Annotated in this window: 8 protein-coding genes; 7 read left to right on the plus strand and 1 reads right to left on the minus strand. The window is 41.4% G+C overall.

Features of this window, described 5'->3' with window-relative positions:
* Positions 1 to 24: 24 nt before the first annotated feature.
* From EGN73_RS01335 to EGN73_RS01350, 4 genes are all read left to right on the plus strand, one after another.
* A complete protein-coding gene (locus EGN73_RS01335) occupies positions 25 to 2,253 on the plus strand; it encodes a sodium-translocating pyrophosphatase (RefSeq protein ID WP_219286347.1) in 2,229 nt (742 codons plus the stop codon).
* Positions 2,254 to 2,867: 614 nt separating this feature from the next.
* Complete coding sequence (locus tag EGN73_RS01340; protein WP_219286349.1) at positions 2,868 to 6,071, plus strand: SusC/RagA family TonB-linked outer membrane protein; 3,204 nt, start codon at positions 2,868 to 2,870, stop codon at positions 6,069 to 6,071.
* Between the two features lie 19 nt (positions 6,072 to 6,090).
* Positions 6,091 to 7,536: a SusD/RagB family nutrient-binding outer membrane lipoprotein gene (locus tag EGN73_RS01345; protein ID WP_219286351.1), complete on the plus strand. Its 1,446-nt coding sequence runs from the start codon at positions 6,091 to 6,093 to the stop codon at positions 7,534 to 7,536.
* Positions 7,537 to 7,563: 27 nt separating this feature from the next.
* Positions 7,564 to 7,986 (plus strand): hypothetical protein, encoded by a 423-nt coding sequence (locus EGN73_RS01350; protein ID WP_219286353.1) that lies wholly within the window; start codon positions 7,564 to 7,566, stop codon positions 7,984 to 7,986.
* A 48-nt stretch (positions 7,987 to 8,034) separates the two neighbouring features.
* Here EGN73_RS01350 and aceK read toward each other — a convergent pair whose 3' ends face one another.
* Complete coding sequence (aceK, locus tag EGN73_RS01355; RefSeq protein ID WP_219286355.1) at positions 8,035 to 9,762, minus strand: bifunctional isocitrate dehydrogenase kinase/phosphatase; 1,728 nt, start codon at positions 9,760 to 9,762, stop codon at positions 8,035 to 8,037.
* Positions 9,763 to 10,221: 459 nt separating this feature from the next.
* Here aceK and EGN73_RS01360 point away from each other — a divergent pair, with 459 nt between their 5' ends.
* From EGN73_RS01360 to EGN73_RS01370, 3 genes are read left to right on the plus strand one after another with little or no spacing between them, the layout of a single operon-like run.
* Entirely contained in the window at positions 10,222 to 10,890 is a 669-nt protein-coding gene (locus tag EGN73_RS01360) for a bifunctional isocitrate dehydrogenase kinase/phosphatase (RefSeq protein WP_219286357.1), read from the plus strand.
* A complete protein-coding gene (locus EGN73_RS01365) occupies positions 10,890 to 11,531 on the plus strand; it encodes an NUDIX hydrolase (protein WP_219286359.1) in 642 nt (213 codons plus the stop codon). Before EGN73_RS01360 ends, EGN73_RS01365 begins: the two co-directional genes overlap by 1 nt.
* 45 nt (positions 11,532 to 11,576) lie before the next feature.
* Positions 11,577 to 12,827 (plus strand): DUF819 family protein, encoded by a 1,251-nt coding sequence (locus EGN73_RS01370; RefSeq protein ID WP_219286360.1) that lies wholly within the window; start codon positions 11,577 to 11,579, stop codon positions 12,825 to 12,827.
* Positions 12,828 to 13,012: the final 185 nt, after the last annotated feature.

The following is a 13,012-nucleotide window of genomic DNA, read 5'->3' on the forward strand; positions in this document are numbered from 1 at the left end:
GACAGTAAACTCAAAAAAAGCTTTATGGAACAAATGTTTATTTATTTGGTGCCCTTATTGGGGATTATCGGATTGATCGTAATGGCAATCAAATCTGCTTGGGTAACCAAGCAAGATGCAGGTGACAGCACCATGGCTGAGTTGGCGGAACACATTGCCAAAGGAGCTATGGCATTTTTAAAGGCGGAGTGGAAAATACTCGGTTATTTTGTTGTCATCGCAGCCATCATACTCGGTTGGTCAGGAACTTTAGTAGAGACTTCCAGTCCTGTGATTGCAATTTCCTTTATCATCGGGGCGGTGCTTTCTGCATTCGCAGGATATATGGGGATGAATATTGCTACCAAGGCCAATGTCCGGACCACACAGGCTGCCAAAACAAGTTTGAAACAAGCGCTTAAAGTATCCTTTACAGGAGGTTCCGTGATGGGGCTTGGAGTAGCAGGCTTGGCAGTCTTGGGTATGGGGTCTTTGTTTATTGTTTTTTATAACATGTTCGTGATTTCTACCGGGGGCGATGTAAATGGAGCCGCCATGGAGACAGCCTTGGAGGTTTTGGCAGGTTTTTCCCTTGGAGCTGAATCCATAGCCCTTTTTGCCCGTGTTGGTGGTGGTATTTATACCAAAGCTGCGGATGTTGGCGCTGACTTGGTCGGTAAAGTAGAGGCAGGAATACCTGAGGATGATGTAAGGAATCCTGCAACCATAGCAGATAATGTAGGTGATAATGTAGGAGATGTAGCCGGAATGGGTGCCGATCTTTTCGGATCCTATGTGGCTACCATTTTGGCTTCCATGGTATTGGGTAGAGAAATCGTCTCTGCGGATAATTTTGGTGGAATTGCACCTATTCTTTTGCCCTTAGTAATTGCAGGTCTAGGCTTGATGTTTTCCATAGTAGGTACCTTGTTTGTCAGTATCAATAAAGAATCAGACAGCGTACAGGCAGCATTGAATAAAGGTAATTGGATTTCAATCTTGCTTACAGTAGCTGCTTCTTACCCGATTATCATGTACATGTTGCCTGAGGGAGATTTAGTATTGGCCAGAGGTGGATCAATAGCCTTTACCAAGATGGGTGTGTTTGGAGCAGTTGTCATTGGATTGATAGTAGGTGCATTGATGAGTATGATTACAGAATATTATACAGCCATGGGCAAAAGGCCTGTGAATTCTATCATCAAGCAATCTTCTACAGGTCATGCTACCAATATTATTGGAGGTCTTTCTGTTGGGATGGAATCTACCGTATTGCCAATTTTGGTATTGGCAGGAGGTATTTACGGATCGTTTTTGGCGGCAGGTCTTTACGGTGTAGCGATTGCAGCAGCAGGGATGATGGCCACTACCGCCATGCAGTTGGCGATTGATGCCTTTGGTCCAATTGCGGATAATGCCGGTGGCATTGCTGAAATGTCAGGTTTGCCTAAAGAGGTAAGAGAGCGTACCGACGTGCTTGATGCTGTAGGAAATACCACAGCAGCTGCAGGAAAAGGATTTGCAATTGCCTCTGCTGCATTGACAGCATTGGCACTTTTTGCTGCTTATGTAGGTTTGGCAGGAATTGACTCTATTGATATTTATAAAGCGGATGTATTGTCAGGTCTCTTTGTTGGAGCGATGATACCATTTATTTTCTCCTCATTGGCGATTGCGGCAGTAGGCCGTGCGGCCATGGATATGGTGAATGAAGTCAGGAGGCAGTTTAGGGAGATTCCGGGAATCATGGAATACAAAGCCAAGCCGGAATATGAAAAATGTGTTGAAATTTCTACCCAGGCATCTATCAGAGAAATGGTAGCACCGGGAGCCATAGCATTGATTTCTCCCATGATTGTTGGGTTCGCATTTGGACCGGAAGTATTGGGCGGCCTATTGGCAGGGATTACCGTGTCAGGAGTTTTGATGGGTATTTTCCAGAACAATGCCGGCGGTGCTTGGGACAATGCCAAAAAATCCTTCGAAAAAGGAGTGATGATAGATGGAACCATGCAGTACAAAGGATCTGAAGCACATAAGGCTTCAGTAACTGGTGACACTGTGGGGGATCCATTCAAGGATACCTCAGGGCCATCCATGAATATTTTGATCAAATTAACATCCATTGTGGCCTTGGTAATCGCTCCGCACATTTCGGAAAGACCACATGGAGAATTTGCTGAAAAAGTAACTCCTGAGCTCGAAACAAAGGAAATTACGATGGACAAAATTCCAGAAGACCACTCTGCACCTGAATTGGTTGAGTTGAGATAATTCTTTAATAATGAAAAGTAAAAAGCCTCTGAAATTTTCAGGGGCTTTTTTATTAATTATAGGGTGCTTTCTCCGTTTTTTTATATTTTAAACTATAGTTTGTTATGGACTTAGTCTTGCGGTATTTCTAATAAATTTTCATTTTAAGTGTGAGTTTGACCATTATTAATTATGAAGTGCACTATTTATATATTTTTAGGTTGATTTATTGACCACTTATACCAAGTAATTAGAATTTTTTAGTAATGTCAGGGTGTTTTAGATATTTTTTTTTGTGAAGAAAATATGACATATATACTTTAAATAATAATATGTAACTGATTGATTAATAGTGCTCAATTAAAAAATCATTCGTTTGAAAGGATATTATTTTGTAAGACACTAATTAGATGTAAGAATGTTTTAATATCATTTTTTAGTATCAATTTTATTGCAATTTGCTTTTTTATTCACAATATTTAATTCGGCTTATGTTTTAAGATGGAGCTGATATACAGGTTTTTATGAGTTAGCTGAGGGTTTTTCCCTAATGTGCCAACTTAAGGTGGTGTTTTCGGTCCAGATTTTTTCTGGTTATTTCTAAGTTTATGTACAATTAAAATTCTTAAAGTTTTATGAGGAAAAATTTTACTCTATTAATTTTCTTATTTTCTGCATTTTGTCTGGGCCATCATGGTTTTGGGCAAGGTATGGCAGTGAGTGGGAATGTGACTTCGCAGGAAGATGGAATGCCGTTACCTGGCGTGTCTATCTTGGTTCAGGGTACCAATACCGGAACGGTAACGGACATCGATGGCAATTACTCTATCAATGTTCCTTCCGGTAACAGTGTCCTGACATTTTCATTTATCGGTTTTGGAGCAGAGACCGTAAGGGTCAACAACAGGTCTACAGTAGATGTGGTCATGTCTCCGGATACAGAGCAGTTGGGAGAAGTGGTGGTGACTGCATTTGGTCTTACCCAGGAAAAAAAGAAAATTTCCTTTTCCCAACAAGAAGTGGGTTCTGCTGAAATCCTTGCCTCCCGCGAACAAAATGTAGTAGATGCCCTGAATGCCAAGGTAGCCGGTGTACAGGTGACCCGACAGGGTGGTTCTGCGGGTGCCGGTTCCAGTATCGTGATAAGAGGTATACAATCTATTTCAGGACAAAACCAACCTTTATTCGTTGTAGATGGTGTACCGATCAATAACTCCTTTAGAGCTTCTATAGGTACATCAGGTGGTGTGGATTATGCCAATAGAGCGATTGATATCAACCCTAATGATATCGAAAGTATATCTGTGCTGAAAGGACCTGCTGCTACTTCCCTATATGGTATTCAGGGTGCAACAGGGGTAGTATTGATCACTACCAAGAAAGGATCCAGGAAAAAGGGATTTACAGTAGATGTTTCCACCAACACTTCCACGGATAGGATCATGAATTATTTCCCTGGACAATTGAGATATGCACAGGGTGATAATGGAATTTATAATGGAGGGACTACTTTCAATCATTATGGAGCACCCATTTCTACATTGAGATACGATCCAAGTACTCCTTTTGCTAAAGATCCTAATGGTACCATTGTGGATATGAACCATCCCAATGCCGGTCCTAGGGTTCCTGTTTATGACAACCAAAGACTATTTTTCCAAAATGGTTTCACCAATGATACCCACGTAGCTGTATCGGCCGGAGATGAAAAGTCAAGTTTTTATCTTTCAGCCGGAAACATGTATCAGGAAGGTATCATTCCTAACAATGACTTTAACAGGACCTCCCTTAAGTTATCAGCAGATTCAAGACTAACCGAGAAATTTAAAATCGGAGGTTCTGTGAATTATGTCAATAGTACCTCGACCAAGTTTGGACGGGGAGATAACTTCTCAGATGCTATACAAGGCCTTTACAGAACTCCTCCATCATTTGATAACTCTGCAGGATTTGTCTATCCAAGTGGTGTACAGAGAAACTTTAGAGGGGCATTGGACGGATCAGTTCCATTTAGTCCGGACAACCCTTTTTGGACGGTCAATAACAACCCTTATACAGATAATGTAAACAGGTTTATTTCGTTTCTACAAACTGAAATAACCCCAAGCGACTGGCTGACCATTACCCATAGATTGGGTTTTGATTTCTCCCATGACGAAAGAACTCAAATATGGGCCCCATCTTCATCCGGTGGAGCAGCTATTTCAGCAAGTGGTGCTTTAGGTGGAAGAATATATGAGGATACTTATACAGACAGAATCCTTAACTCGGACTTGATTCTTTCTGCGACCAAAGATTTGAGTGAGGATTTTTCTGCTACTTTTCTGGTTGGACACAATATGTTTTCTTCTTCTACCAGCAGTCTTTTCATGAATGGTACCAATTTCGCCATTCCGGGATTGTTCAATATTGCGAACACGCAGGAAAATCCCATTTTCACCAAAACAGATACAAGAAGAATGACGCAGGCAGTATTCTCCAGAGCAAGTTTGGGGTATCTTAACTCTATCTTTTTGGAATTATCTGTCAGAAATGAATGGGCTTCTACACTTCCAGCCAACAACCGTTCTTTTACTTATGGTAGTGCAGGTCTAAGTGTAGCTTTGACTGATTTGTTAAAGATTGACAGTAGGACTTTGAGTTTTGCCAAATTAAGAGGTTCTTATGCAGGTGCTGGTAATATTCCTCCGGCGTTTTCTACAGACACCTTTTATAATATTGCCACTACAAGTACGAGATATGCTTCAGGTGTGAGGTTTCCTATAGATGGAGTAGGAGGGGTACTGTTGAGTTCAGCCGCGGGTAACAACAACCTGAGGGCTGAGTTTACCAATACTTTTGAAATTGGAGCAGACATTAGGTTGTTTGAAAATAGGATTGGTTTGGATGTTACTTATTATAATGCCGTCAGCCAGGATCAGATCGTATCAGTTCCGGTTCCGGCATCCACAGGTTTTACTTCCCAACTGACCAATGCCGGCGAGATCCAAAACAAAGGTATTGAAGCTGTTCTTACCAGTACAATTTTAGATAGGGGGGATTTTTCCTGGGATATGATTTTCAATTTCACTAGAAACAGAAACTTTGTGGTTTCTCTGCCTAATGATGAACCAATAGTTACCAATATGTTTGGGGCAAGAATCCAAAGCAGATTGATCCCCGGAGAGCAGTTTGGAGTATTCTATGGGAATGGTTTTCTGAGAAATGACAATGGAGATGTCTTGGTAAATCCTCAGGGTTTTCCAATGATGGATCCAGAACAGATCATGGTAGGAAATCCAAACCCTGATTACCTGATCGGTTGGAGGAATAATTTCTATTACAAAAACTTCAACCTTACCATGTTGTGGGATATACGAAAAGGAGGTGATATTATCAATGTGACCGCATTCTGGATGGGGAATGGTTCAGGTGTGGCAGAGCATACTTTGGATAGGAATAAAGTGGCAGTTTTCAGAGGTGTTATAGAGAACCCAGGAGGGGATAACCACGGACAGGTTAATGATATTCCTGTTACTTTGGATCAAGCTGCCTTCCAAGGAGTGGGCGCTGCTAATTCTTTTGGACGGGAGTTGACTGAAAGATGGGTGCAGGATGGATCCTGGATCAGATTGAGAGACGTGACGCTCAATTATTCATTTCCGTCCTCTATTGCCAGCAGAATGGGTATGAGCAGGGCCTCGGTTGGTGTATATGGAAGAAACCTCCTCTTATTCACCAATTATGGAGGTATAGATCCTGAGACCAACCTAGGTGGACCTAATGGCGCGATTGGTCTGGATGCATTTACTACTCCAAATATGAGGAGCTATGGTCTTACGATAAACGCTTCGTTCTAAACCAAAAAGAAGAAAAGAAATGAAAAATAAGATATTTATATATTTCACGTTGGTGGCGATGTTGGTTTCCTGTGAATCATTCGATGAAATCAATACCAATCCCAATCAAGCTACGGACGCTTCCATTCAGGTGATATTCCCTGCAGTGACTGCAGCCTATGTTTATGGTGTAAGTGGGGAGTCGGCCCAGTTTACAAGTATTTTGATGCAGTACCTCACTGGAGTCCTTGGAGATCAGCAACAAGTGAATAATTATGCCTTTATAGCTGATATGAGTGATGCTACCTGGAACAGGTTTTATGCCAATTGTCTGAATAACATCAAGAACATCAAAGAGAAGTCAGAAGAGCTTGGAGCTACACATTACTTGGGTGCTGCCAAGATCATGGAAGCAGCAGTATTGGCTTATTCTGTAGACCTTTGGAATGACATTCCTTACACTGAAGCTTTACAGTTGGATGAAATTACCCAGCCTAGCTTTGACAGTGCGGAGGAAATATACGCGAGGGTACAGCAGTTACTGGATGAAGGTATTGCGGATCTTAATTCAGAAAGCACAACCTCACCGAGTACCAATGATTTGATCTACAGGGCCAATAATGAGAGTTTATGGAGACAAAACTCCAGACCAAGATGGATCATGTTAGCCAATGCTTTAAAAGCCAGATACCATAATCACCTTAGTAAAGTGGATCCAGCAGGTTCTGCTTCTGCAACTTTGGCTGCTATTGATGCGGGTTCTTTTGAATCCAATGCGGACCAGCCGATTGTGGTTTTTGGATCTGAATTTGCCGGCCCTTGGTTTCCGTTTTTTCAGACTACTTTCGGGGAAAACAATGTGGGGATCAGTCAACGTTTTATTGACAAGTTAAGAGACCGGGTGGAAGAAGGAATGGATGATCCAAGGTTACCGTTTTTTGTATCGGAGACGACTGCTGGGCTGTATGTAGGCACGCCGAATGGATCTTCCTCCAGACCGCAAGGTGCTGTAGTCCCAGGGCCTTATCTCAATACACGTGAAGCACCTACTCCAGTATTGAACTATAGTGAGCTCAAGTTTATAGAAGCGGAGGCAGCTTTGAGAGCTGGACAGCAATCCCGGGCTGCCGAAGCCTTCAATGCAGCTGTGGCGGCTTCCTTGCAGCGGGTTACAGGGTCAGCAGATGCAGCATATATTGAAAAATTTGGAAGCGAATCAGCAGACAGTATTACGCTGGAAAAAATCATGGAGGAGAAGCATATTGACCTGTTTCTTCAGGCAGAAGCTTGGTCGGATTGGAGAAGGTCTACTCCGGAAGGAGCTTCCAATACCGTTTCAGGTATTCCTACTTTGGAGCCTTCACCATCCAATTCCACCCAAGGAGCATTTCCAAGGAGGTTTATTTATCCTAACAGGGAGGTAGTGAACAATTCAGCGAATGTCCCATCTGTGACCAATCAGGACAGGGTTTTCTGGGACAGGTAATTTATCTACGTTTAAATGAAAATGACTATGAATAATTTGAAAAATATAGCACTGATCTTGACGGTTTTATTTCTTGCAACTTCCTGTATTCTGGAAGACGTGGAGCCTGAATATGATGTGGTAGGGGCTGTTGGCACCATTGCTACGCTTACGGCATCCACTACCAATCCTGAACCGGGGCAGACAGTGACGTTTACGCTAAATATCTATTCAGAGCACGAAAATGCTACTGAATTGAGAATGAATAGGGTTTCTGGTGGTACTGCTACAAACCTTGAAACAAAGACTTTCTCCAATTGGAATACTGATGATTCTTACGTAGAAACTTTCCAGTACACTGTACCATCTGATGCAGCTGGTTCTACCATTACCATGCAGTTTGTATTGGTGACAGAGAGTAACTTTACTGCCGAAAGAACCATCAACCTTACGGTAAGTGGCGGAAGTTGATCCTTTTGGCTAAAAAACCTAAAAAGCCGGGTCTGTGCCCGGCTTTTTTTATGCCTCTTCTTCTGGCCTAAACCTCAATTCTGAGGGGTAGGGAAAAGCATGGATAAACTCCCCTTTCTTTATTTGCTGCTGAAGCTTGGTCCAATATTCAGGATCAAAAAGGTCTTTATGGTACGCCAGAAAGTGTTCTTTAACATCCTGTCTGCCGATCATCCATCTCTTAAAGTCTTCCGGAAATACGTCATTGGGTTTGATCTCGTACCAAGGTTCCGAGGCATAAATCTGTTCAAAAGTTTCAGGTATGGGTTTTTCCCGGAAATTCATTTCTGTAAGAAATTCAATTTCATCATAATCGTAAAATACCACTCTTTTTTGCCTTGTCACCCCGAAATTCTTGGTCATCATATCTCCCGGGAAAATATTGGCTTTGGCCAGTTGAAGAATGGCATATCCATATTCTTCTACCGCAGTTTTGGCATCTTCAAGCGTGCAGGTTTCCAAGTAAAGGTTTAGCGGAACCATCCTTCTTTCAGTGTATACATGCCTGATGATGAGTTCTTTTTCAGTAAAATCCAATTGGGAATTGACATCATTTTTCAGTTCCTTCATCAATTCTTCACTGATTCTGTCGAGAGGAATATGGAACTCTTCAAATTCATGGGTGTCAGCCATTCTACCCACACGGTCGTGAAGGCTGACCATTTTGTATTTTTCTTTTACTTCCTGCCTTGTCATGGTTTTTGGAGGTTCAAAGTAGTCTTTTATCATTTTAAAGACGATGTTGTATGAAGGTAGAGTGAATACAGTCATGACCATTCCTTTGATGCCTTCAGCTATCACAAATTTATCCTTTGATAAAGCCAAATGGTTGATGAAATCCCTGTAAAACTCGGTTTTTCCGTGCTTGTTGAACCCTATGGCATTGTAAAGTTCGTGAACTTGCTTGTGTGTGATGACAGAGTTTAGGAATGCTACCATCTGGGAAGGGATCTCAACTTCAACCATAAAGTACGACCTGGTGAAGCTGAAAAGGTGTGCCATGATTTTAGGGTCAAAAATCAGGGTGTCCACGTATACCCCATTAGGCCCGTTAAGAAATGGAATAATGAATGGCATCCATTTGTCTCCAACACGTGTACGGCCTACCAAATAGGCTGCCTTGTTTCTGTAAAAAACACTTTTAATCACCTGTGTGACGGTGTCTTCTGTGGCTTTGTACCTTGACAAGATTACCTCCCTTACAGACCTCACGAGTAGCTGTATGTCTTCTTCTTTGTTGAGGTAGGGTATATCAAAGTCAAAATCGGCCATTATGCTCCTTAAGATTTTCTGAAGTCCCCATTGGGAAGGGTATTCATGATAGAGGTTAGTATTCGAATAAAGCGGACAGGAATTGTAGCCTTCATGTACAAACATCAAAGCTTCATTGATGGCCAATCCCGGATATATTTTTCTGATGATGGAATTAAAATAGGTTTCTGCCAACTCTTTGTCTCTTCTTGACTTAATCTTTTGCTGGTACGTTTTTTTTGTTTGTATCCAAAAATCAAAATCTCCATCCATCCCTTCTACAATGCCTTCTATTAGACCTGTAGCCTCACTGATATGGTCTTTGTACAGTCGAAGTCTTTTTTTGTGCTGTATCTGCATACCTGTCCAATCTTTTTTCTTAAAAAATACTGGTGCTTTGCGTGTGATTTCATTGAAAAGTTCCATGTAGTGTGCAAAACTATTTTCTATGATTTCGGCAGTAAATTCAATTTTATTTGGTTCCATTTCGTTTCTTGATCCTAACAGAATTAAATGTATAACAAATGGACAGGCAATGAAAAGTATGGGCAGGTTTTTATTACATTTCTACTTGTATATTTATTCCAAGAATCAATAAATAATGTGCATCAAAATACGGATTCATATTTTATTGGGCAGAGCCTGAGTATAATGAAATTTTCCATTGAAATGGATTTTTTTTCAAAACGTATCTATATGATAATCTTGAAATTCCGGTATAAAATTGAGTAAGAATTTTATGATTTTGATAACAAAATAAAATTTTCGCAATCGATTGTTTGGACAATAACAAAACATTCTATACCTTTCAACCATGTTATTCAATCAATGAATATCTACAATAGGTTTAATAGGTTTGAGAGATGGAAAAGGCTGGAACAATGTTCCGGCCTTTTTTGATTTTTACTCAAGATGTATTTTATTCGTCCTACTTTCAGACATACGATGAAGATTCAAAAATCCATATTTCTTTACTCTTTGATTGCTTTACTTTTGTCAGGTTTTCTTACGTCTTGTTCATCAGACAAAGAGACCAAAGAAGTAGAGGAGGAAGAGGGAATGACTTTAGAAGAGGAAGAGTATCAGCTATTGGAAATCGGGGTGCAGCAATTGCAACCTTGGGCCTCTCATTGGAGAAAGGTAGAAAATGGTTTCAGTACCTCAGATTTTGTATTGGACAAGAAGCTCAGCTTTGATCAATTGGAGTGGCCAGAAGAGAATTATATCGACGAGAACTCCCCTTTTTATCCCTATTTGCTTCCAAATCCGGACGGTGAAGGTGTGGTGGATATCTACAGTTACAAAATTGTATTCCCTGAGCAGGGCGGTCCATTTCTCAATCCTGATTCAGAAGTGATCTATTTCCGCAATGATGGAATGAGGGAGCGACTGCTGTTTATGGGGCCCTCAGGGGGATTTGAAGATGCAGTGTGGGTAACTCCAAATTACCTATTGGTATCTGGTTTTTTTGAAGAGGAAGAGGGAGTCACCCCAAAACTCTGGCTCATAGACGTGGAAAATTCAATACTTCTTTCTTTTAAACATCCCCTTAAGACAACCAAATACGCCAAAGATGGGTTTCTAAAAGAAAAACTCAGGAAAGTCGATTTTTAATGGAATTTGGAGAAGTCATCAGAAGACTGGAAATGCTCCTGCAGCAACCTTTGCCAGGAAGAAAAGGACAGATTACAATGGCCCCAATGCCAGTGGATGAAACCAGGTTTGCCCAACAAACAAGAAAGGATTTCAGAAAGGGAGCGGTTTTGATGCTCTTCTATCCTGATGAGTCAGGAATATGTCATGTCCCCTTTATTAAGAGGCCTACATATCCAGGAGTGCACAGCGGGCAGATTGCCTTTCCTGGAGGGAAAATGGAGGAAAGCGATGGAGACCTTGCCTATACGGCTTTGAGGGAGTCCGAGGAAGAGATCGGTATAGACGCATCTAAGGTAGTATTATTGGGAAGAATGTCAGATCTTTATATCCCACCAAGTAATTTTATGGTTTCTCCTTACTTGGGTTACCTTCATGATAAGCCTGTGTTCAGTCCGGATCCCAGTGAAGTAGAGAGAATCATCAGGTGTCCATTTCCAAGGATTTTGGATCGGTCCATAAGAAAAAGCGGATCAGTTAAAGTACATGGGGGTATTAGAATAGAGGCACCGTATTTTGATATAGAATCTGAAATGGTCTGGGGAGCCACAGCGATGATGTTGGGTGAATTTACCTACATGTGGGAGCAAAGCAACTTTTGATTTTTTGTCCAATTGTGGTATTGTTGCAAAAAAACATCTTTTTCCATGCAAGAATCCGCCCCTTTGATTACCAATGATGCCATTGTTTTTGGGATTTTGATGTCAGTTTTGGCATTGGTATTTGGAACGTCATCAAGTAAGCGTCCAGTTTGGCAGAAATTTTACAGGGTAGTGCCTTCAATTTTGCTTTGTTACTTTATTCCTGCTGTGCTAAATTCTGTAGGATTGATTTCAGGTGAGTATTCTCAGCTATATGGCATGGCTTCACGTTATTTATTGCCCACATCCCTGGTTTTGTTGACTTTAAGTATTGATTTCAAAGGTATTCTAAAGTTAGGTCCCAAGGCTTTGGTTATGTTTTTGGCTGGTTCACTTGGTATCATTTTAGGAGGGCCTTTGGCATTGTTGACAGTTTCAGCTGTTTTTCCGGAGGTATTGGGAGGAGCTGGTCCCGATGAGATTTGGAGAGGACTGGCCACAATAGCAGGAAGTTGGATAGGAGGGGGGGCGAATCAAACTGCTATGCTGGAGGTATTTGGAGCTAGCCCTACACTTTTTTCACAAATGATCGCAGTGGATGTTCTGGTAGCCAATGTTTGGATGGCGGTTTTGCTATATTGGGCTGCTAAGCCAGGTAAGATTGACCAGATCTTCAAAGCGGACAGTTCTGCCATTCATGAGTTGCAAGAGAAAGTAGAAAAATACAGGGAAAGTATTCTCAGAATACCAAGTATGGCTGATACCATGAAAATTTTGGGGATAGGTTTTGCCTTGACTGGTTTTGCTCACTTGCTTGCAGATTGGTTGGCCCCCTTTATCGGTGAAAACTATCCGGCACTTGGGCAGTACTCTTTAGACAAAGCATTCTTTTGGATAGTGGTGGTTGCTACGACAGGTGGTCTTTTGCTGTCATTTACGCGTGCAAGGGAATTGGAAGGTGCCGGGGCCTCTAGACTGGGATCGGTTTTGCTTTATGTTTTGGTAGCAACAATTGGAATGCAGATGGATCTGATGGCAATTTTTGATAGTCCGGTATTTTTTCTGATTGGAATACTTTGGATGTTGTTTCATGTGCTGATCATGTTGTTGGTGGCTTATTTGATTAAAGCTCCCTTCTTTTTTGTTGCAGTGGGATCTCAGGCCAATGTAGGTGGAGCAGCATCAGCACCTATAGTGGCATCAGCTTTTAATCCATCCTTGGCACCTGTAGGTGTATTGATGGCAGTATTGGGTTACGCTGTCGGGACTTATGGTGCATATATTTGTGGACTTTTGTTGCAATTGGTGCATGGCTGAGTTTTGACAGAACCTTTTTTCTTATGAGTTAAGGCTGGCAATCAGGTTGCTAGGTTTGGTGAAAGCAAAGATTTAAGAAAATTTTTTGACCGCCTGCGCACAAAAATGTCCATGTGTCCTATATGTGAATTTCTGAAAAATACCTTTTAAAGTGGGTCTGCCCCATTTTTTAAAATGGCACAATT

The sequence above is a fragment of the Arthrospiribacter ruber genome (assembly GCF_019343195.1).
In the GTDB taxonomy this organism is placed as follows: domain Bacteria; phylum Bacteroidota; class Bacteroidia; order Cytophagales; family Cyclobacteriaceae; genus Arthrospiribacter; species Arthrospiribacter ruber.